A 22,402-nucleotide genomic window follows, 5' to 3' on the forward strand; every position below is an offset into this window, starting at 1 on the left:
TATTCGATTCTCCGGAAAAAACAGGGCGCGACCCGAGCCGGGCCGCGCGCACAGGCGAAAGGATAGTGGAAACCCGGCCGCGATGCGCGCATGCGCGTCATTGCTCGGCGTGCGGCAGGCGCCGGAACACGACGCTCAGGTTGTTGGCCGGCATCTCGACGACCTCGATGCAGTCGAGCCCGCGATCGAGGCCGAGCGCGACGACGGTCTCGAGATCGCGCACGCCCCACGACGGATCGCGGCTGCGCAACTGCAGGTCGAATGCTTCGTTCGACGGTGCCGTGTGACGGCCTTCGCGACGATACGGGCCATACAGGAACAGCACGCCGCCCGGGCGCAGCATGCGCGACGCCCCGGCGAACAGCGCGTCGGTGCACGCCCATGGCGAGATGTGGATCATGTTGATGCAGACGATTGCATCGAGCGCCGCGGCCGGCCATGCTGCGTCGCGCACGTCGAACGCGAGCGGCTCGGCCAGGTTCGCGAGGCCGGCATGCGCGACCCACGCGGCGATCGAGCGGCGCGCGTGCGCGTCGGGGTCGCTCGGCTGCCAGCGCAGCGCCGGCAATGCCTGCGCGAAATGGACCGCATGCTGCCCCGTGCCGCTCGCGATCTCGAGCACGTTGCCGCTCGCCGGCAGCACGCGGCGCAGCACGTCGAGGATCGGTTCGCGGTTGCGCTCGGCCGCCGGCGCCGACAACCGCGCGGACGGATCGGGGGCACCCGGCGATGACATCGGCCCGCTCACGATGCACGCTCCGGCGCGGTATCGCCGACGCCCAGCCGCGCCGTCAGCGCATCGAGCGCAGGCGCGCAGCGCGCCTCGACCTTCAGCGTCAGCATCGGATCGGCGCGCGTGTGGCCGAGGTTCAGCGCGGCGACGGGCTTGTCCCGCGCCTGCGCCCACACGCAGAAGCGGTAGCCCGAATACACCATCAGCGACGAACCGACGACGAGCAACGCATCGGCCGCGTCGAGCGCCTGCGACGCCAGCGCCACGCGTTCGCGCGGCACGTTCTCGCCGAAGAACACGACCGCCGGTTTCAGCAGCCCACCGCATGCGGGACACGCCGGAATGCGGAACGTGTCGAGCGCGGCCCACTCGAGGTGCGCGTCGCCGTCGGCGGCCGGCTCCGCCTGCGCGCCCAGCAATTCGGGGTTGTCCGTTTCGAGCACGGTCTGGATCGTCGCGCGTGCATGATGCGCGCCGCAATCGAGGCACGTCACGCCGTTGATCCCGCCGTGCAGTTCGATCACGTCGCCGCTGCCCGCGCGCTGATGCAGCCCGTCGACGTTCTGCGTAACGAGCCGCTCGATCCGGCCGGCACCGCCGAGCCGCGCGAGTGCGACGTGCGAGCGGTTCGGCTGCGCTCGGCCGACCACCGGCCAGCCGATCATGCTGCGCGCCCAGTAGCGTCGGCGTGCAGCGTCGGAGCCGAGGAATTCATGGAGTTGGATCGGCGGCGAGCGCATCCATTGACCGTTGCGGTCGCGATAGCCGGGAATGCCGGAATCCGTGCTGATGCCGGCGCCGGTCAGCACGAGCAGCCGCGGATGGCGCTCGACGAACGTGTGCAGCGCATCGAGCGCAGCCGGCTCGATGCCGGCGGATGAAGGGTCGTGCAAGGCGGTATCGTTCATGTCGGCGGTGCGTGATCGGGGTGCCGGCAGGCCGTGCGCCCGCACGGGCGGCCAGCGCGCCAGCACATGATACAGAACGCCGTGCGATCCGGCCGGAGGTCCGCGCGGCGCACCGGCACATCAAAAAAAGACGCCCATCGACCTCATGGCGATGGGCGCTTCAACAATTGATCCATCGGGGTAGTGGATCAACTGACAGCACAATGTCGTCGTATCCGCCGCGATGCGGCCGGCGGACCTTTCCCCTGAACTACGTCTTCGGTTTCCCGATGTCGCGCGGGTCGCTACCATGCAGCGCATGCGACGCATGAATGCACGCGTCGCGCTCGCATCTTGCATATTGGTGTGACGATCCGGAAGTCATGCTCGCCCATCTGCGTGCACCAGCGGCTCATCCCCGACGGCCGACTGGCACCTGTCGGCCTCGTGCGTCACGCATGCACGTCGTCGTCCGGAACGAACCTGATTCGATCGGATGGAACGGAAAGCCGTGTGCTCATGTCGCCACAATCAGCGGCGAAGCGAATCCACGGGCGGGTCGGCGATTCATGTTTGCAACACGATGCGTTGCGATTCGGTGTGTTTTCATTCTCTTGTCCCCGTCTTATATGCGTCCGACCCACTGAAGCGATTGCCGAACCGACTCCGCCGGCGATCGCGCTCACGGCCCATACGGATATGCAAGGAGCGCACCATGCTTCGCGGCACAAGGCCGCGCGGGCAGGTGAAATGGCCCCATCGGCAATCGGGCCGCGATGAATACACGCTAACGTTTCGAAAGTGAAACGACGGGAAAAAGCCCGCGCGATCGACGTCGGCACGCAGCGTTTGCCGCGGCGGCAGTGTTACAGGAATGGGACGGGCTGCGGCGTCGAGAGGATTCGCGCGACGCTGACGATCCTCTTACAGCCGATCGCGTGGCCGAAGCGCTCCGATCAACGATAGGCTTCGAGCGCCTTCACGCGGCGTTCGGTTTCGTCGACGACGCAACTGTCGTGTTCGACCAGTCCGAGCGTGCCGCCCGCATCGGGCTGCCGCGCCTCCGCGCAGCGGGTGTCGCGTGCCTTGAGCCAGCGGCGCTCGTCGTTGCGCAACCTCAGCTTGCCCGCTTCGTCGAGACTCGCCATCTTCGTCTTGTAAACGGCGTTCAACCGCTTGTCGGCCGCGTCGTATTTCAGTCCGAGGCAATTGCGGATGTCGGCCGTGACGCCCGACTCTTCGGCGGTCCTGCAGATATCGGCGCGCGGCGCTTCGTCCGCGACAGCGTTGCATGTCGCCGCGGACAGCACCGCGCTCGCCGCGAGGCCGGCCATCGTCTGCTGAAGTACGTTCATTCTGATCATTGCCTGATGACGGAACGCGCCGATTATGCCGGAACCGCCGATGCGTTCGATTGCCGGTGCTGCACGCACCGCAAGACGCGCGCAAACACGTTAGCATGCGGGCACGGCACGACTCGCGTGGCGAGCCCGCCTCCCCGACTTCAAGGAATGGACATGCCCTTGCCCACCCCCGACCGCGCCGGCGTCGCGCAACGCGTCTTCCCGGCCGGGCGGCTGTCGATCGGCCTGACGCTGCCGCTGCTTCGCGGCGGCAACACCGTCGCGGATTTCAACGAGCAGATCGAACTCGCCGCGCTTGCCGATACGCTCGGCTTTCGCGCACTGTGGATTCGCGACGTGCCGCTGAACAACGCCGACTATCCCGACCCGGTCGGGCATCTCGACCCATGGGTGCTGCTCGGCGCGCTCGCGTCGCGCACGCGCCGGATCGTGCTCGCCAGCGGCGCGATCGTGCTGCCGCTGCGTCATCCGCTGCATATCGCGAAAGGCGCGCTATCGGTCGCGGCGCTGTCCGGTTCGCGCTTCATCCTCGGGCTCGGCTCCGGCGACCGGCCGCCTGAATATGCGGCGTTCGGCGTGGATGCGGAAACGCGACGCGACCGGTATCGCCGGCACTGGGACATCGTCGCGACCGCGCTCGGCATGCCGTCGCGCGTGCTGCCCGACGAAGCGCCGCCCGACGCACCCGAGTTCACGCTGCTGCCGCGCGGCGACGACGCGGTGCCGATGCTCGCGGTCGGCTCCGGCGGACAGAGCGTCGACTGGATCGCGCGAAACTCGATCGGCTGGATGACGTATCACCGCGATCCGGACACGCAGCGCGCCCGCCATTCGATGTGGCGCGCGGCCGTCGACCGACTCCCGCGACCGGCATTTCGCGCATTCGGCGTATCGATGCGGCTCGATCTCGCGTCGAACCGCGATGCGCCGGCCACCGCGCTGCCGCTCGGCTATGCGACCGGCCGGCATGCGCTGATCGACATCCTGCGCGACATGCGCGCGGCCGGCACGCATCACGTCACGCTGAACCCGGGTTCGGACCGGCCCGTCCGAGAGATCATCGAGGAAATCGCCGGGCACGTGCTGCCGATCTTCCATGACGACCACGGATGATTCATCAGGAATTCGAATCAGTTTCATGCTGACGGAGCCATCTACGGCGAGCACGTTTCGTTCGCTGCTCATGCCCCATCGAGGCCACCGCGCCACGCGCCGCGCCGGCGCACGAACACGATTCCCGAATAGCGGGCCGCAATCCTTCCCGGCCGGACAGTTTCCCGCCCGACGCGCATCGTCCGGCAGACCACACACGCCCGCCATACCAGTCGCATGCCTGATTCGAATATTCATCGACGGAACTATTCGGTTCCGATCGCGATCATGTTAACTTCCGTCCATCGTCCAGACCGGCGGGCCGCGTGTCAAAGCGCGCCCGCATGCCTACTCATGCGACATATCCTGCTCGGCTGGCTGCTCGCCGCCGTCGTATCGGCCGCTCATGCGGCCACTCCTGCTCCGGCCGCCGCATCGGCCGCCTCCGGCGCCACGCCCGCGCTGACGCCGCAACAGGCGCAGCAAGCGCTTTCCGTGCTGCAAAACCCGCGCGAGCGTGAACAGGTCGAGACGACCTTGCGCGCGATCGCAGCCGTCGGCGTGTTGAGCACGCCCGCGGTTTCCGCGAGCAGCGCAGCCGCGGCCAGCGCCGCGTCGGCGGCAGCTGCACCCACCACGCTCACGACGAACGGGCTCGCGTCGATGATCGTCCGGCAGGGAGCGCACTGGGCAGCGGAAATCGGCGGCGCGCTGAACGAGTCGCTGCACTCGCTGCTCGATGTCGGCTCGGTCGGAAGCTGGTGGCACGAACGGCTGGTCCGCGCCGACGAGCGTGCGGACCTCACGCACGCGATCTTGATCATCCTCGCCGTGCTCGTACCCGCGTTCGTCGTCGAATGGTTCGCGAAGCGGCTGCTGCGGCACGCGCTGGCCGCTCTGAGCGCGCGTCGCGTGGAAGCGTCGCGACGGACCGAGGCCGAACCATCCGGGTCCGAGCCGCCCGGGCCCGACGACGACACAGTGTCGGCGGCGGCCCCGGCCGACTCGACCGCGAAGACCGACGACACCGATACGCCTGTTACGTCGTCGCAAGGCCGCGGCCACGCGCGCCGCCACACTACCCTGCTGCGCCGGATGCCGCGCGCGCTGGTCAGCCTCGCGTTGCGGGTCGTGCCGCTGCTGGTTTTCGTCGGCGTTGCGAGCCTGACGATGTCGGTCCTCGACGCCGCCGGCACGCCGGTCGAGAGCGCACTCGAATCGCTGATCGACATCTACGTGATCTGCCGCCTCGTGACGATCGTCAGCCGGCTGTTCTTCCAGCCCGATGCGCGGCAGCTGCGACTGCTGCACATCAGCGACGCGTGGGCCGCGTTCGCGCAACGCTCGATCGCACGGATCGTGATCGTCGTCGGCGTCTGCACGTCCGCGGTCGAGATCGCCGCGAACTTCGGCCTGAGTGATGCCGGCCACGTCGCATTGCTGAAGGCCATCGCACTCGTCGGCCACCTGATGGTCTCGGCGCTGATCCTGCGGTGCCGCCGGCCGGTCGCCGCGCGCATTCGCGCGGCCTGCGAAGACCGCCCGACCTTCGCGATGATCGGCAATGCGCTCGCCGACGCCTGGGCGCCCGCCTCGGTATTCGTCGTGATGGCGCTGTGGTTCGTATGGGCGCTCGACGTCCACAACGGCTATCGCGTGCTGATCACGCTCGGCGGCCGCTCGATCGCCGTGATGATCGGCATGCGGATCGTGTCGATCGTCGTGTTCGGCGCGCTCGCGCGGCTGTTCCAGCACCACGACGACGATCCCACGCTCGTTCACCTTCACGCCTATCGCTACTACCCGCTGCTGCGCCAGATCGTGTCGGCGGTGATCGCGGTCGTGACTGTCGTGCTGCTGCTGCAGATCTGGGGCGTGCCGATCTTCCACGCATTCGAAAGCGGCACGATCGGCCATCGGCTCGCGTCGGCGCTGATGACAATCGCGATCGCGGCCGTCGTCGCGCTGATCGTGTGGGAAGCCGCGAACATCGCGATCGAGCGGCGCCTGCAGCAGTGGACCCGCGAAGGCAATCTCGTGCGGGCCGCGCGGCTGCGCACGCTGCTGCCGATGCTGCGTTCGCTGCTGTTCATCATGATCGCGCTCGTCGTCGTGCTGACGGGCCTCAGCGAAATCGGCGTGAACATCGGCCCGCTGCTCGCCGGCGCGAGCATCTTCGGCGTCGCGCTCGGCTTCGGCTCGCAAAAGCTCGTGCAGGATTTCATCACCGGGATTTTCCTGCTGATGGAAAACGCGATGCAGGTGGGCGACTGGGTCACGCTCGCGGGCGTGTCCGGCACGGTCGAATACCTGTCGATCCGCACGGTGCGGCTGCGCGCGGGCGACGGGTCGCTCTACACGATCCCGTTCAGCTCGGTGACGACCGTCAACAACACGAATCGCGGGCTCGGCAACGCTGCCGTGAAGGTCAGCATCGCGTACGGCCAGGACATCGATCGCGCGATCGCGACGTTGAAGGAAATCGGCGCCGCACTGCGCGAGGACCCGAATTACAAGGACGGCATCCTGTCGGACTTCAGCTACTGGGGCATCGACCAGGTCGACGGCGCGACGATCGCGCTGGCAGGGCAAGTGCAGTGCAAGGACTCGGCGCGCTGGGGCGTACAGCGCGAATTCAACCGGCGGATCGCGGTGATGTTCGCCGAACGCGGGATCCGGATCGCGAATCCGCAGCGCAGTCTCGTCGCGTATGAGCAGGGTTCGCGGCCTGCTTCGCCCGGGAACGACGATGGCAACGAGCACGGCGACCAAGCCACCGGCACGCCGGCCGCCGAACCGCCGCTGCCCGCGGCACCGGCGCGCAAGCCGGACTGATCGGGCCGATGCCGGCGGCACTATCGCCTGCTGACGACTGACCGCCGCGCTCAGCGCGCGGCGGTTTTCTTCGCGCGCGGAACGCGCTTCGATGCGCTCGCCGGCGCGGCCGGCTTCGCGACGACGGCCTGTCCGCCGCCCGCCGCGCCGCGCTGTGCATGCCAGTGTTCGAGCAGCACACGCGTCTGATCGGCAATGGTCGCCATCAGCAGCGCGCCACCTTCCCCATCGAAACTGTCCCAGTCGAGCAGTTGCAGCGTGGAGCGCGGCACGAGATGGAATACCGTCAACTGCCCGAACAGGCTCATCGCGCGCAGCCGCGTGACGGGATCGTCGGCCGCTCGCCCGGAGATCCGGCCGATCAGCTCGGCGCTCACGTCGTTGAGCGGCTTGCGCACGCGCTTCATCAGGATTTCCGTCGCGCTTGCCGGCTCCTGCCCGACCTGCTCGCGCGCGAAGAACATCCGCTGCCCCAGCGTCTTCGGCACCGTGAACATCCGGTCGGCCAGCATGCGAAGGATGCCGACGAACGCGTCGATCAGCGCGTCGACGTCCGCATCCGCGTCCAGCACAGCCCGCGCATGTTCGACCGCCGGGCCCAGCACGCTCCAGCCGAGTTCGGCCATCGCGTCGACACACGCGCGGTACACGCCTTCCTTGTTCTCGAAGTAGTACTGCAGCGCCGGCGCGTTCACACCGGCCTTCGCAGCGATGTCGCGCGTCGATGCACCGGCGAACCCGTATTCGCCGAACAGCTCGATCGCCGCCTCGATGATCCGCTGGCGCGTCTCGTCGCCGCGCGCGTAGCCGGCCGCCGATGTGCGGCGCAGCTTCTTCGCTTCGTTCATGCATTCCTCGTCATTCGATCGGCCAGCATTTTACTTGACACAATTCTATCAGCTGGAATAATTCTTCCGATCGGAATAAATTGGATGCCCGCATGTCGACGCCGCAAGACCCGCTTTCGAAAGCAAATCGTCAGGAACCCGCACTATCGCCGCGCAACGGCGGCTCGAAGCGGCGCATCCTGATTGCCGTCGTCGTGCTCGCGGCGATCGGCGGCACCGTGTGGCTCGGCCGCTGGTGGACGGTCGGCCGCTTCATCGAGAGCACCGACGACGCGTATCTGCAGGCCGACAACATGACGGCCGCGCCGAAGGTGGCCGGCTACGTGACCGACGTCTACGTGCGCGACAACCAGACGGTCAAGGCCGGCGATCCGCTCGTACGGCTCGACGTCCGTCAGTACCAGGTCGCGCTCGCGCAATCGACCGCGACTGTCGACGCGCGCCGCGCCGACATCGCGCGCGCGGAAGCGGACATCAGCCAGCAGCGCGCGAACCTCGAACAGGCCGAAGCGCAGGCGAAGGTGTCGCGGATCAACGCAGCGCATGCGAGCGACGAATACGCGCGCTATGCGCCGCTCGCGGCGACCGGCGCCGAAACGCACGAACGCGTCGCCGACCTGAAGAGCACGCGCGACCAGGCCGCCGCGACGCTTGCCGCGAACAATGCGTCCATCGCCGCCGCCCGCACGCAGATCGCGTCGTTTACCGCGCAGCTTCAACAGGCGCGCGCGCAGCTCGAAGCCGCGCAGGCCAGCGCCGCGCAGGCGCAACTCGATCTCGACAACACGATCGTGCGCAGCACGCTCGACGGCCGCGTCGGCGACCGCACGGTGCGCGTCGGCCAGTACGTGCAACCCGGCACGCGCCTCTTGACCGTCGTGCCGGTGGATGCAATCTACCTCGTCGCAAACTTCAAGGAAACGCAGATCGGCCGGATGCGCATCGGCCAGCCCGTCGAACTGCACATCGACGCACTGCCGGACGACACGCTCACCGGCACCGTCGACAGCTTCGCGCCTGGCACGGGCGCGCAGTTCGCGCTGCTGCCGCCCGAGAACGCGACCGGCAACTTCACGAAGATCGTGCAGCGCGTGCCGGTGCGCATCCGCCTCGCCGCGAATGCGCGCGTGCAACACCTGCTGCCGGGTCTGTCCGTGACCGTCGACGTCGACACGCACTCGGCCGGCAACGAGAAGCATCATGGCTGATACCGCCGCGACCCCGCCCGCGCCGCCGCACGAAGGCCGCGCGAGCGTGACCGACTGGATCGCGGTTGCCGCCGGCGCACTCGGCGCGCTGATGGCAACGCTCGACATCTCGATCACGAACTCCGCGCTGCCGCAGATCCAGGGCGAAATCGGCGCGACGGGCACCGAGGGCACATGGATCTCGACCGGCTACCTGATGTCTGAAATCGTGATGATCCCGCTCGCCGCGTGGCTCACGCGCGTGTTCGGCCTGCGCAATTTCCTGCTGACGAACGCCGCGCTGTTCATCGCGTTCTCGATGATGTGCGGCTGGTCGCATTCGCTCGCGATGATGATCGCCGGACGCATCGGCCAGGGCTTCACGGGCGGCGCGCTGATCCCGACCGCGCAAACGATCATCCGCACGCGGCTGCCGCTGTCGCAACTGCCGGTCGGGATGACGCTGTTCGGCCTGATCGTGCTGCTCGGCCCGCTGTTCGGCCCCGTGCTGGGCGGCTGGCTCGCGGAGAACGTGAGCTGGAGCTGGTGCTTCTTCCTGAACCTGCCGGTGTGCCTGCTGCTGATGGCGCTGCTGGTGTTCGGGCTGCCGTCGGACAAGCCTCAATGGAATACGTTCTTCAATGCCGACTGGCTCGGGATTGCGGGCCTCGCGATCGGGCTGAGCTCGCTGACCGTCGTGCTCGAGGAAGGCCAGCGCGAACGCTGGTTCGAATCGCAGACGATCGTGACGCTGAGCTACGTGTCACTCGCAGGGATGATCCTGATCGCACTGTCGCAGCGCTTCGCAAAGCGGCCGATCATGCGCCTGTCGCTGATGCGCAACCCGCGCTATGCGAGCGTGATCGTGATCGTGTCCGCGGTGGGCGCCGGGCTGTACGGCGTGTCGTACCTGCTGCCGCAGTTCCTCGCGATCGTCGCTGGCTACAACGCGGAGCAGGCCGGCTCGATCATGCTGCTGTCGGGCCTGCCCGCGTTTCTCGTGATGCCGATCCTGCCGCGCCTGCTCGGCAAGGTCGACTTCCGCATCCTGGTGATTTCCGGCCTGCTGCTGTTCTGCCTGAGCTGCATGCTCGACATCAGCCTGACCGCGCAGAGCGTCGGCCACGATTTCGTGTGGTCGCAGCTGATTCGCGGCGTCGCGCAGATGCTCGCGATGATGCCGCTGAACCAGGCATCGATGGCCGCCGTCGCGCGCGAGGATTCGGGCGATGCGGCCGGGCTCTACAACATGGCGCGCAACCTCGGCGGCTCGATCGGGCTTGCGATCATCGGCACCGTGATCGACCGGCGCACGACCTTCCATGCCGCCGCGCTGCGCGAATCGGTGACGGCCAATTCGCTGATCGGGCAGGAGCGGCTGTCGAACTATGCGGCGAACTGGTTCGCACACACGGGCGACCTCGCGTATTCGAACATGCGCGCGCTCGGCCAGCTCGCGCAGCAGATCCAGGTCCAGGCCATCGTGATGACCTACTCCGAAACCTTCTACCTGCTAGGCCTCGCGCTGCTTGCGTGCGTGCCGCTCGCGCTGCTGCTGAAAACGCCGCGCGGCCCGCAACCGATGTCATCCGGCCATTGAACCGTCTTACGCGATGAAGCCCTTCTCCCTGTCCCGCCGCCCCGCACTCACGCTGTGCGCGGCCGCATGCCTGCTCGCCGGCTGTACCGTCGGCCCCGACTACCACGGCGCGCCCGCGGCGCCCGACGCACCGACCTTCGTGCGCGCGCCGGCATCCGGCGTCGACACCGCCGCGCCCGCGCCGAGCGCGTGGTGGCATGCGCTGCACGATCGCCAGCTCGACGACCTGATTGCCGCCGCGCTCGCGCACAACCCCGATCTCCACGTCGCGCAGGCGCGCTTGCGGGCATCGCGCGCACAACTCTCGCAACAGCGCGCGGCCCAGTTGCCGAAGTCGTCGGCCACCGTCGCCGCGATCCGCATGCGCGAGCCGGATGTCAGCGCACTCGCCTCGCTGCTGCCGTCGGACGGTTCGAACCAGTCGGGCGGCTCGTCCCCATCGCTCGGCGGCTCCGGTCCTCTGCAACTGTATTCGGCAGGCTTCGACGCGACCTGGGAAATCGACCTGTTCGGCGGCACGCGTCGCGCGGTCGAAGCCGCCTCCGCGCAGGCGGAAGCCGTCGACGCCGATCTCGCCGACACGCAGGTGTCGATCGCGGCCGAAGTGGCGACCGCGTATGTCGACCTGCGCGATCAGCAGCAACGGCTCGCGCTGTCACGGCGCACGGCCGAGCTGCAACAGAAGATGCTCGAACTCACCGAGCAGCGCCGCGCGCGCGGCGTCGCCGCCGATGCGGACATCGAGCGCCTGACGACGCAGGTCGAGAACACGCGCGCGTCGCTGATACCGCTCGACGCGCAGGTAACGGAGTCGCTCGACCGGCTGGCCATCCTGACCGGCCGTGCACCCGGTACACTCGATGCCGCGCTGTCGGCGCCGGACACGCCGTTGCCGGCGCTGCCCGCGAGCGTGCCGGTCGGCGATCCGGCCGCGCTGCTGAAGCAGCGGCCGGACATCCGCGCGGCCGAGCGCCGGCTCGCATCGAGCAATGCGCAGATCGGCGAACACATCGCCGACTATTTCCCGAAAGTGACGCTGCTCGGCGATCTCGGTTTCAGCGCGACGGACCCCGGCCATCTGTTCCGCAAGCAGAACTTCACGTGGGTCGGCGCGCCGTACCTGCAATGGAACATCCTCGACTTCGGACGCACGCGCGGCGCGGTGCGCGCAGCCGAAGCGTCGCGCGACGAAGCGGAAGCGAACTATCAGAAAGCGGTGCTCGGCGCGTTGCAGGACGCGAACACGTCGCTGCAGCGCTACGGACACCAGCGCGAACACGTCGTCGCGCTCACCAAGGTGCAGACGTCGGCCACGCATTCGGCCACGCTGATGGACGAACGCTATCGCGCGGGCGTCGCGTCGATGATCGATCTGCTCGATACGCAACGCGAAGCGCTCGCCGCCCAACAGAACGTGATCGCCGGGCAAGCCGAACTGATCAAGGATTACGTGTCGCTGCAGAAGAGCCTCGGGCTCGGATGGCAGACGAACGCCGGTTGACGCGCGGCAAACCGCCAGCGGCATGTAGCCGCATCGATCCGGCCGCTCGAGCCGGCAGGGCCGGCGCCGCTGCGTTGATCGTCGGCGCGTTGCTTCGTCCGCTCGCGTGGCCGTGCGATGCGATATATCACGATGCGTCGACCTATCTCGTTCTCGCAATGATGCTGCCGATCGGGCTGGTCGCGGCGGCCATCGGTCTCGCCAGGCTGATTCGCCGAACGCTCGCCCCTGCCGGAACCGGACATGCCGCGCAGGACGACACACACCCGCGACTCGAATGATTCCTCGACGAACGCTCGCGCATTACGAATCGATTCGTCGATGATCGAGCGAATCGATCCGTCATTGCATCCAGAACCGGGCAAGTACGAAGCCGCGCCGTCGTGGCAATCGTCGAGCCTCACCGGATCCACCAGGCGTGCATTGCCCGACGTCGGCTTCGACGCCGACCTGCGCACCGGCGCGATCCTCGTGGTGAACGGCCAGACGTCCAACACGCTGTGGGGCTCGGGCTATCTGAACAACGAAGGCGGCACGAGTCTCGCCGCACCGATCTTCACGGGCATCTGGGCGCGTCTGCAATCGGCGAACAACAACGCACTCGGCTTCCCGGCGTCGAGCATCTACAAGTACTTCCCGGGCAACGCGACGCTGCTGCACGACGTCACGTCCGGCAACAACGGCAGCGGTAGCTACGGCTACAACGCGAAAGCCGGCTGGGACGCGACGACGGGCTTCGGCAGCGTGAACATCTCGAAGCTGAACGCGTTCATCAAGAGCACGTCGGATTTCGTGCGATGACGGCGCGATGACCGGTGTTCCGGCCCACCGCCGGCACCGCCTCGCCGAAACAGAAAGCCCGCGACGGCCTCACGGCCTCGCGGGTTTTTCGCATGTCCGGCCTGTTCGTTGCTCCTTCATGCTTTCAAACTGCAAGGCACTCACACACTGTTACACAACATGGCGACACCTTCCGCACCCGTCGCGCGTTTATCCGAATATCAATCGATCGAGGAACAACAACATGCCGACCCGATCTTCCCGTCCTTCTCTTGCTCCGGCCGATGCCTCCGGAGCATCCACGGACGGTGCCGGCACCGTGCTCGAACCGGTCGCGTGACCCGTATACCCGCTTACGCCTCCACTACATCGAACGAACACCATGAACGCTACCTCCGCACCCCGCCGCCCCGTCAGGACGCTGATTGCGTCGTCCCTCATCGTGTCGCTGCTCGGGCTGTCGGCCTGTAACAAGAACGACAGCACGTCCACGCCGTCCGCACCGGCAAGCGATGCCGGCGCCGCGTCCGCCCCGCAGCCCGCGTCGACGCCGGTTGCATACACGCCGCCGAGCGCCGACCAGCTCTACCAGATGGTCGCGCCGATCGCGCTCTTTCCGGACAAGCTCGTTGCGCTGGTGCTCGCGGGCGCCACCTACCCGGACCAGATCGCGGCCGCAAACATCTGGGTCGGGCAGAATCCGTCGCTGAAGGGGCAGGCACTCGCTACCGCCGCCGATACGCAGCCGTGGGATCCGTCCGTCAAGGCGCTGACCGCATTCCCCGCGGTGCTCGCGCAAATGGCGTCGAACCCGGCGTGGACGACCGCACTCGGCCAGGCGTACTACAACGATCCGACCGACGTGATGAATGCGATCCAGGTGATGCGCCAGCGGGCGCAGGCATCGGGCCATCTGCGCTCGGGCAGCCAGTTGCACGTCACGCAGGTCGCACCGGCCGCGCCGGCCAACTACGCGCCGTCTGCCGACGCACCGGTGGTCTACAACGGCCCGGCCATCATCCCGCCGCCGGAACAGGCCATCGAGATCGAGCCCGCACAGCCGGACGTCGTCTACGTGCCGTCGTACAACCCGACGCTCGTCTATGGCGAACCCGTGTCGTCCTATCCCGGCTACGTGTACCGGCCGCCCGCATACACCACCGGCGAAGCCGTGGCGGCCGGCGTGGTCACGTTCGGTATCGGCATTGCGGTGGGCGCCGCGATCTTCGGGCACCACGACTGGGGCTGGCACGCGTGGGGCATGAACTGGGGCGCGCCGCACCGGGGCGGCCCGAGCCGGAACGAAGGCTGGCGGCGTCCGGCCGTGGTGTACAACCACAGCACGTACGTGACGAAGTCGACCACCGTGGTCAACAACATCACCAACATCCGCAACACGCGAATCACGAACAACTACGGCGGCAACGTCACCAACAACAATACGTTCGAGCGCAACGGCATGCGCCCGGGCGCGGAGCCGCCGCGCGAGCAGGCGATGCGGCCCTCTCCCGGCGCCGCGCCGATGACGATGCCGCACTTCGGCGCGAGTGACGCACGCCCGGGTGCGCGACCGGCGCCGAACGCATTCGAGCAGAACCGCGCGAATGCGCCGCATGCCGATGCAACGGATCGGCAGGCACCCGGTGGCCCGATGCATGCTCAACGGGCGATGCAGCAGGAACGGGAGCAGGCGCAGCAGCGGAACGAAGCGCAGCAACAGCAGCAGCAACGCGAGGAGATGCAGCAACGCAACGAAGCTCAACAGCAACACGAGCAAATGCAGCAGCACAACGAGGCTCAACAGCAACACGAGCAAATGCAGCAGCACAACGAGGCTCGGCAACAGCAACAACGCGCGGAGATGCAGCAACGCAACGAGGCTCAGCAGCAACAGCAGCGCAAGGAGATGCAGCCGCATCCCCAACCGCAGCCGCAGGAACACGCGGCACCGCAGCCAAGACAACCCGAGCCCGCGCAGCATCACCCCGCGCAACCGCAACAGCAGCACGAGCAGCACGACCCGCATGAACACCGCCCCGAGTGAACGGTAGCGGCCGCCACATGCACGCGTGCAGTGCCGTCAGCACATGTGACGACGTCTCGTGCATCAAGCACGAGACCGGCTCGTTCGCTAGCGTCCTACCGCGGGCATCCGGCAACGAAGGCAGGGATCGCCGGATGCCCGCGTCATCGCTCATAGCTGCGACTCGATCGGGAACAAGCCGAGAAACCACACCTCCATCCGCCGCGCCGCGGACACTTCCGGTTCGTGATCGAGCTCGGTCACCTTCCCGTCCGCGTCGGTCTGCATCCACTTGAGCTGCCCTGTCCCCGCCGGATCCGTCCTCAATTCGACGCGCCACGCGATGCGATCGAGCCGCGGCTCCAGGTCGGCTGCGACTTCGGACGCGATCGCCGGACTCTCGCAATAAACGCCGATCTCGGTGTTGAGGTTCAACGAGCGCGGGTCGAGATTCATCGACCCGATGAAGATGCTCTTGCGGTCGAACACATACGTCTTCGCATGCAACGACGCGCGCGACGAACCGATGATGACCTGCTTCGAGATGCTCTTGTCGCCGGACGGCCGGCGCTCGTAAAGCCGCACACCGGCCTCCACCAGATCGCGCCGATACCGCCGGTAGCCAGCATGCACGGCCGCGACGTCGGTCGATGCGAGCGAGTTCGTCAGGATCGTCACGCGTACGCCGCGCGCGGTGAGCGCATGCAGCCGTTCGACCATGTCCTTGCCCGGCACGAAATACGGCGACACGATCAGCAACTCGTGCTCGGGCCGCAACGCAAGCGCACGCAGCTGCGGCATCAGGTGCCCTTCACTGTCCTTCGGTGCCCGCGCGATCTTCGCGGGATCGTCGTACAGCAGCGTTGCATGCCCCCATGAGAGTTCCGCACCCTCGCCATGCACGATCTGGTCGAGCCGGTGCCGCGCCTCGAGCACGTACGGATTGTCTTCCATGGCCCGCAGGTAATCGCGCAATCGTTCGCGCTCCTGATCGAGTCCGCCCGGTGGCGCGTCATGTCCGACCAGCACATTGACCGGATACGCATACGGCGAATTCCAGAACGTATCGAATTCGTTCGAGATGTCGTTCACGACCGGGCCGTGCACGACGACGTCGAGATCGCCGAACTCCAGCATCGACGACGCGCCGAAGTACTCGTCGCCGATATTGCGGCCGCCGATGATCGCCGCCTGGTTGTCCGCGATCATCGCCTTGTTGTGCATGCGCCGATTGACACGCGCGAATTCAAACACCGTGCCGATCTTCTTGAAGTGGCGTGTCGCGACCGGGTTGAAGAGCCGGATCTCGATGTTCGGATGCGAACTGATCTCGAGCAGTTTTCGGTCGTCCGCGTTCGTCCCGAGATCGTCGAGCAGCACGCGCACGCGTACTCCGCGGTCGGCCGCGCGCATGATCGCATCCGCGAGTTCATGTCCGGTCAGGTCGTCGTGCCAGATGTAGTACTGGAGGTCCAGCGAGCGGTCCGCGCGATCGGCGAGCAGCACGCGCGCATCGAGCGCATCGACCGGGTCACGCAGCAGATGAAACGCGTCCTGCCCCGGATGAGCGGCGGCCTGCTGACGAAATGCCACGCCCAGGCGCGTGTTGCCGGTATCGGTGAATGCATGCGTCGGCGCGCGGTCAGCCTGCGGCGGCAGGCTCGCGCACGCGACAAGCATCAGCAACGACAGAATCGCACCCCACGAACGCAGCATGATCATGTTGGCCGCCCCCCACTGTCGGGCGAAGTCGGATTGTATTTGTTCTGGCTGCCGGACGAAGCGCGGCACGGGTCCACGGTGCGTACGCTGAACGGACCAGCGTGCGACCGGATCGCGCTACAGCATACTTCGATTGATCTCGGGGCGGCGCGCTTTCAGTGTTTCCCCGGTGGCGAGGATGCGACATGCGGCACCGGCGCGAACGCATTCAATACGTTCGACACATTCAGGCGGCGCACAAGAAAAAACCCGCGACGCCGTGCGGCATCGCGGGTTTCGCAGCTTCCCCGGACAATCGTGGAAGCGAATCTGGTGGGCCCCCCGGGAGTCGAACCCGGCACCAACGAATTATGAGTTCGCTGCTCTAACCAAGCATGAGCTAGGGGCCCAGACGAGAAGCAAAGCGTGCTACACGCTGCCCCGGCAACGAGGCCGGGCGGGCATTGTAACAACAAAGACGACAAAGGGGACAAACGCCACCGGCATCACGCGGATACCAGCGGCGTTCGTAACTGAGACGCTGGAAATCAGTTCCCTTCGAGGAACGACTTCAGCTTGTCGGAACGGCTCGGGTGACGCAGCTTGCGCAGCGCCTTCGCCTCGATCTGACGGATCCGCTCGCGGGTGACGTCGAACTGCTTGCCGACTTCCTCGAGCGTGTGATCGGTGCTCATCTCGATGCCGAAACGCATCCGCAGCACCTTCGCCTCGCGCGGCGTCAGCGAATCGAGCACGTCCTTCACGACGTCGCGCATGCTTGCATGCAGCGCGGCATCCGCCGGCGCGACCGTGTTGTTGTCCTCGATGAAGTCGCCGAGATGGGAATCGTCGTCGTCACCGATCGGCGTTTCCATCGAGATCGGCTCCTTCGCGATCTTCATGATCTTGCGGATCTTGTCTTCCGGCATTTCCATCTTCTCGGCGAGCGTTGCCGGATCCGGCTCGAGACCGGTTTCCTGCAGGATCTGCCGCGAGATGCGGTTCATCTTGTTGATCGTTTCGATCATGTGAACCGGAATACGGATCGTACGCGCCTGGTCCGCGATCGAACGCGTGATGGCCTGACGGATCCACCACGTCGCATAGGTCGAGAACTTGTAGCCGCGACGGTATTCGAACTTGTCCACCGCCTTCATCAGGCCGATGTTGCCTTCCTGGATCAGATCGAGGAACTGCAGGCCGCGGTTCGTGTACTTCTTCGCGATCGAGATCACGAGACGCAGGTTCGCCTCGGTCATTTCGCGCTTCGCCTGACGCGCCTTCAGTTCGCCGGCCGCCATCTGGCGGTTGGTTTCCTTCAGGTCCTTCAGCGGCAGCACGACACGCGCCTGCAGGTCGAGCAGACGCTGCTGCTGTTCGCGGATCGCCGGAACGTTACGCGACAGCACCGCGCTGTACGAATGACCTTCGGCCGCGACCTTCTCGGCCCAGTCGAGATCCGTCTCGCTGCCGGGGAAGCGCGCGATGAATTCCGAACGCGGCATGCCGCACTTGTCGACGACGATGTGCAGGATCTGACGCTCGACCTGACGCACTTCGTCCACTTGCGCACGCAGCGTGTCGCACAGACGCTCGACGGTACGCGCGGTGAAGCGGATCGTCATCAGTTCGGTCTGGATCGTTTCCTGCGCCTTCAGGTAGGCCTTCGACTTGTAGCCTTCCTTCTCGAACGCGCGGCGCATCTTGTCGAACCACTCGCTGATCTGCGAGAACTTTTCGAGCGAGGCACGCTTGAGGGCTTCGAGCTGGGCGGCGTTGGCCGACGCCTGCGCAGCACCGTCGTCCTCCTCCTCTTCCTCTTCTTCCTCTTCCTCTTCGGCTTCCTCGTCCTCGTTCTCGATCGCTTCCGCTTCCTTCGCGGAGAAACCGTCCGTATCGGCGGAGTCCGAAGCATTCGGATCGAGCAGGCCGTCGACGAGTTCGTCGACGCGGATCTCTTCGTTCGCGACGCGCTCGGCCATCGCGAGGATGTCGGCGATCGTCGTCGGGCACGCGGAAATTGCCATCACCATGTGGCGCAGGCCGTCCTCGATCCGCTTCGCGATCTCGATTTCGCCTTCGCGCGTGAGCAGCTCGACCGTACCCATTTCACGCATGTACATCCGGACCGGATCGGTCGTGCGACCGAATTCCGAATCGACGGTGGACAGCGCGACTTCCGCTTCCTCTTCGACTTCATCGTCGGACGACGCGGCCGGCGCGTTGTCGTTCAGGAGCAGCGTTTCCGCGTCCGGCGCCTGCTCGTAAACCGCCACGCCCATGTCGTTGAACGTGCCGATGATGCCTTCGAGGGCTTCAGTCTCGGTGAAGTTGTCCGGCAGGTGGTCGTTGATTTCGGCATACGTGAGGAAGCCGCGCTCCTTGCCGAGCTTGATCAGCGCGCGCAGCTTCACGCGGCGCTCTTCGAGCTCCTCGGCCGTGCCGGGCGTGCTCGTCGCGAACGCTTCCTTCAGCAGCGCCTTTTCCTTGGCGCGACGATCACGCACCTTGGATTTGCCCGGAGCAGCCGCGGCTGCGGGCTGCTCGTCGCTCTGATTTGCGTCGTCATCGACGGATACTTCGTTCAGCTTTTTGGTCATGGAGTTCGCCGTACCGGCTATATCGACTCGCGGCTGCTGGACGACAGCCGGTTGAACCGTTGGTGCATGAGTAGTACGTACTGCCGTTTCGTCCGCGGCGGCAGTCGTGTCCCTTGCGCTTTTCGCACTTGCCCGCTTCGCCGCCGGCTGGGCCGGCCCGGAGTCGGGTCTAGCGGCAGCCCGTGTTCTGGCTGCCGGCGCCGGCGCAGCCTGAGCAGTGCCGGCCGCGGTTTTTTTTCCTGCAGGGGCTGACGTGGCTGAAGACGCTGTCCTGATGGAAGAAGCAGACTTGGCCGCTGTGACCTTTGTGGTCGGCTCCGTCGAGCCCTTGCCTGTTGCTTTCTTTCCGCCTGTCGTCTTTGCCATCGCGAATTTCGCCTCTGCTTAGAAAACAAACCGCTGGAAACCTTATATTATAGCACGCTGGGGAACCCTCTCCTGGCGCCCCGGCCGCCTACAGCCCGAGCCGACGCTTCATGTCGGTTCGCTGCTGGTTCAATTCCGTCAATTCCGCCAGTTCCTCGGGTGTGAAAGTGGATTGCCGCGCCAGCCTGTCGAGCCGGTCGCAGCAAGCGTCATAGCGCATCTTGAGCACCGCTGCCTGCAGTTCCTCCCCCGCGATCCGTTCCTGTTCACGCTGCCGCTCGGGCACCGTCTCGTCTTCCGGATTCTGTAACAGCAAGTCGCGGACGTTTTCATCATAGTCCAGAATTTCGCGGAAGATTTCCTCGTAAGTCGCCCCATTAGAGGACGTCCGCAGGACATCCGACAGCAGCCGGAACTCGGCACCGTCGCCCAGCGCGCGCGCATGATCGACGACCTCCGCGAACAACTCGCCGATGCGCGGCAGCGTACGCAGGGTCGCAATCTGATCGTCGTCGAGTTGCGATGCGATCCGCGGATGCATGACGAGCGTGCGCAATGCCCGCTTTTCGCTGTCGGTCACGCGTCGCCGCTCGCTGCGCGGGGGTGCCTGGCGCGGCGGCGCGGCGATCCGCGAATCGACGTCGGACAGCGCGGCCACTTCTTCGAACGGGATATCGAGCCGGTCGGCGAACATGTGCATGATCTGCGCGCGCAACGCGTTCGCCGGCAGCGCCTGCAGCAGCGGCTTCGCATCGAACAGCGCCTTCGCACGGCCTTCCGGCTGATCGAGCGCCTTGCCGGCAATTGCTTCGTTCAACAGAAATTGCGACAACGGCATCGCGCGCTCGACCTGTTCGGAGAACGCATCCGCGCCGAATTCACGTACGTAGCTGTCCGGATCATGCTCGGACGGCAGGAAAAGGAATCGGATCGTGCGATTGTCCGCCGCATGCGGCAGGCATGCCTCGAGCGCGCGGCGTGCCGCACGCCGGCCGGCCGAGTCGCCGTCGAAGCTGAAGATGACCGTGTCGGTCTGGCGCAGCAGCTTCTGTACGTGAATCGGCGTGCACGCCGTGCCGAGCGTCGCGACCGCGTTCGGGAATCCGAGCTGCGCGAGCGCGACGACGTCCATGTAGCCTTCGACGACCAGCACGTACTTGCGCTCGCGAATCGCGAGACGCGCCTCGAACAGCCCGTACAGTTCGCTGCCCTTGTTGAACAGCGGCGTTTCGGGCGAGTTCAGGTACTTCGGCTCGCCGCTGCCGAGCACGCGGCCGCCGAACCCGATCACCTGCCCCTTCACGTTGCGGATCGGGAACATGATTCGCTCGCGGAACCGGTCATAGCGTCGAGCGACACCTTGCCCGTCGGTCTTCTCGCTGACGATCACGAGCCCCGATTCGACGAGCGAATCGTCACGGTAGTCCGGGAACGCGGCTTCGAGGTTCTGCCAGCCGTCCGGTGCATAGCCGAGCCCGAAGCGCGCAGCGATCTCGCCGGTCAGGCCCCGGTTCTTCAGATACTGGATCGCGACGGTCGCGCCGCGCAATTGCTTGCGGTAGTAGTCGCACGCGGCCGACATCACGTCGGACAACGCAGTCGCGACCGACTTCGATACGGGCGCCGGATAATCGCCACCGCCCCCACCGCCACCGCGCATCGACGGCTCGTGCGGCACGGTCAACCCGACCGATTGCGCGAGTTCCTGGACCGCTTCCGGGAACGTGAGGCCGGCGTGCTCCATCAGGAAGCCGATCGCCGTGCCGTGCGCGCCGCAGCCGAAGCAGTGATAGAACTGCTTGGTCGGACTGACGGTAAACGACGGGCTTTTCTCGTTGTGGAACGGGCACAGCCCCATGAAGTTCGCGCCGCCCTTCTTGAGCTGCACGTACCGGCCCACCACGTCGACGATATCGACGCGGTTCAGCAAATCCTGCAGGAACGAATGCGGAATCACCGTGGGATCGAGCGAAAAAAACGATACGACGCCCCGGCGCACGCGCATGCGGCGCGCCGGGAAGCGGGATTTACTTAGAAAGCGCGGCCTTGACCTGCGCGGAAACGGCCGTCATGTCGGCACGGCCGGCGAGCTTGCCCTTCAGCACGCCCATCACCTTGCCCATGTCCTGCGGGCCCGCCGCGCCCGTTGCCGCGACCGCGGCCTGGACTTCGGCAGCCACTTCGGCGTCCGACAGCTGCGCGGGCATGTAGGCGCCCAGCACGGTCAGCTCGGCCTGTTCCTTCGCGACGAGATCGTCGCGGCCAGCGGCCTCGAACTGGCTGATCGAATCCTTGCGCTGCTTGATCATCTTGTCGATCACGGCCGTGATGCCCGCGTCGTCGAGGGTCACGCGATCGTCGACCTCGCGTTGCTTGATCGCGGCCATCAGCAGGCGAATCGTCGCCAGACGCTCGCTTTCCTTCGCGCGCATCGCGGCCTTCATGTCTTCGCTGATCTGCTCTTTCAAACTCATCTTGCACCCGGGATGGAAGTGTGACTTCGACGCCCACAAAAGGGCGTCAACACAAAAACCCGCTTGGGACTATGTCTCAAGCGGGTTGCTCGAATCCGGCATCGGCGACTCGCCCCGCAATCGTGACCGACCGTGCGGAATCGCCGGTGCGCCGCTCGGTGAATCGCGCGGCGCTCAATCGTTCAGTACAGCTTCTTCGGCAACGTCTGGCTGCGGATCCGCTTGTAATGACGCTTCACCGCGGCAGCCTTCTTGCGCTTGCGTTCGGCCGTCGGCTTCTCGTAAAACTCGCGCGCACGAAGCTCGGTCAACAGACCGTTCTTCTCGATCGTGCGCTTGAAGCGACGCATGGCGACTTCGAACGGCTCGTTCTCTTTAACGCGAATGATCGTCATGATCCGACACGAATAA

15 protein-coding genes, 1 tRNA gene and 1 pseudogene are annotated in these 22,402 nt (G+C 66.2%); 7 read left to right on the plus strand and 10 right to left on the minus strand.

Features of this window, described 5'->3' with window-relative positions; translation table 11 throughout:
- Positions 1-97: 97 nt before the first annotated feature.
- The 3 genes from DIE13_RS06825 to DIE13_RS06840 form a co-directional block, all read right to left on the minus strand.
- The gene (locus DIE13_RS06825) at positions 98-736 is read right to left on the minus strand and encodes a DUF938 domain-containing protein (protein WP_124826589.1); all 639 of its coding nucleotides are present in this window, start codon (positions 734-736) and stop codon (positions 98-100) included.
- 8 nt (positions 737-744) lie between these two features.
- Positions 745-1,641, minus strand: coding sequence for an NAD-dependent protein deacetylase (locus tag DIE13_RS06830; RefSeq protein ID WP_124826429.1), 897 nt, complete (start codon positions 1,639-1,641; stop codon positions 745-747).
- A gap of 935 nt (positions 1,642-2,576) precedes the next feature.
- Positions 2,577-2,975, minus strand: a complete 399-nt coding sequence (locus DIE13_RS06840; RefSeq protein ID WP_175750654.1) for a lysozyme inhibitor LprI family protein — start codon at positions 2,973-2,975, stop codon at positions 2,577-2,579.
- Positions 2,976-3,137: 162 nt separating this feature from the next.
- Here DIE13_RS06840 and DIE13_RS06845 point away from each other — a divergent pair, with 162 nt between their 5' ends.
- The gene (locus DIE13_RS06845; RefSeq protein ID WP_124826431.1) at positions 3,138-4,097 is read left to right on the plus strand and encodes an LLM class oxidoreductase; all 960 of its coding nucleotides are present in this window, start codon (positions 3,138-3,140) and stop codon (positions 4,095-4,097) included.
- Positions 4,098-4,430: 333 nt separating this feature from the next.
- Positions 4,431-6,911: a mechanosensitive ion channel family protein gene (locus DIE13_RS06850; protein ID WP_124826432.1), complete on the plus strand. Its 2,481-nt coding sequence runs from the start codon at positions 4,431-4,433 to the stop codon at positions 6,909-6,911.
- Between the two features lie 50 nt (positions 6,912-6,961).
- On the opposite strand, the gene DIE13_RS06855 is transcribed toward DIE13_RS06850, so the two are convergent.
- Positions 6,962-7,759, minus strand: a complete 798-nt coding sequence (locus DIE13_RS06855) for a CerR family C-terminal domain-containing protein (protein WP_124826433.1) — start codon at positions 7,757-7,759, stop codon at positions 6,962-6,964.
- 92 nt (positions 7,760-7,851) lie between these two features.
- Between DIE13_RS06855 and DIE13_RS06860 the strand changes: the two genes are divergently transcribed.
- From DIE13_RS06860 to DIE13_RS06880, 5 genes and pseudogenes are all read left to right on the plus strand, one after another.
- Positions 7,852-8,967, plus strand: coding sequence for an HlyD family secretion protein (locus tag DIE13_RS06860; RefSeq protein ID WP_124826434.1), 1,116 nt, complete (start codon positions 7,852-7,854; stop codon positions 8,965-8,967).
- Positions 8,960-10,546: an MDR family MFS transporter gene (locus DIE13_RS06865; protein WP_124826435.1), complete on the plus strand. Its 1,587-nt coding sequence runs from the start codon at positions 8,960-8,962 to the stop codon at positions 10,544-10,546. The genes DIE13_RS06860 and DIE13_RS06865 overlap by 8 nt, the downstream gene beginning before the upstream one ends.
- A gap of 13 nt (positions 10,547-10,559) precedes the next feature.
- On the plus strand, positions 10,560-12,047 hold the full coding sequence (locus tag DIE13_RS06870; RefSeq protein WP_124826436.1) for an efflux transporter outer membrane subunit: 1,488 nt from the start codon (positions 10,560-10,562) through the stop codon (positions 12,045-12,047).
- A gap of 369 nt (positions 12,048-12,416) precedes the next feature.
- Positions 12,417-12,848 (plus strand): annotated as a pseudogene (locus DIE13_RS06875) (S8 family serine peptidase); the annotation flags it as partial.
- A gap of 361 nt (positions 12,849-13,209) precedes the next feature.
- A complete protein-coding gene (locus DIE13_RS06880; RefSeq protein WP_124826437.1) occupies positions 13,210-14,871 on the plus strand; it encodes a DUF3300 domain-containing protein in 1,662 nt (553 codons plus the stop codon).
- A gap of 150 nt (positions 14,872-15,021) precedes the next feature.
- On the opposite strand, the gene DIE13_RS06885 is transcribed toward DIE13_RS06880, so the two are convergent.
- The 6 genes from DIE13_RS06885 to rpsU form a co-directional block, all read right to left on the minus strand.
- Positions 15,022-16,572 carry a phospholipase D family protein gene (locus DIE13_RS06885; protein ID WP_124826438.1) on the minus strand — a complete coding sequence of 517 codons (1,551 nt, stop codon included), beginning with the start codon at positions 16,570-16,572 and terminating at the stop codon, positions 15,022-15,024.
- Positions 16,573-16,882: 310 nt separating this feature from the next.
- A tRNA-Ile gene (locus DIE13_RS06895) sits at positions 16,883-16,961 on the minus strand.
- 138 nt (positions 16,962-17,099) lie between these two features.
- Positions 17,100-19,517: an RNA polymerase sigma factor RpoD gene (rpoD, locus tag DIE13_RS06900; protein WP_124826439.1), complete on the minus strand. Its 2,418-nt coding sequence runs from the start codon at positions 19,515-19,517 to the stop codon at positions 17,100-17,102.
- Between the two features lie 88 nt (positions 19,518-19,605).
- Entirely contained in the window at positions 19,606-21,474 is a 1,869-nt protein-coding gene (gene dnaG, locus DIE13_RS06905) for a DNA primase (RefSeq protein ID WP_124826591.1), read from the minus strand.
- Positions 21,475-21,544: 70 nt separating this feature from the next.
- Entirely contained in the window at positions 21,545-21,991 is a 447-nt protein-coding gene (locus DIE13_RS06910) for a GatB/YqeY domain-containing protein (protein ID WP_059524656.1), read from the minus strand.
- 182 nt (positions 21,992-22,173) lie between these two features.
- Entirely contained in the window at positions 22,174-22,386 is a 213-nt protein-coding gene (rpsU, locus tag DIE13_RS06915) for a 30S ribosomal protein S21 (protein WP_006479415.1), read from the minus strand.
- Positions 22,387-22,402: the final 16 nt, after the last annotated feature.

Source organism: Burkholderia sp. Bp9016 (assembly GCF_003857765.1).
Lineage (GTDB): Bacteria > Pseudomonadota > Gammaproteobacteria > Burkholderiales > Burkholderiaceae > Burkholderia.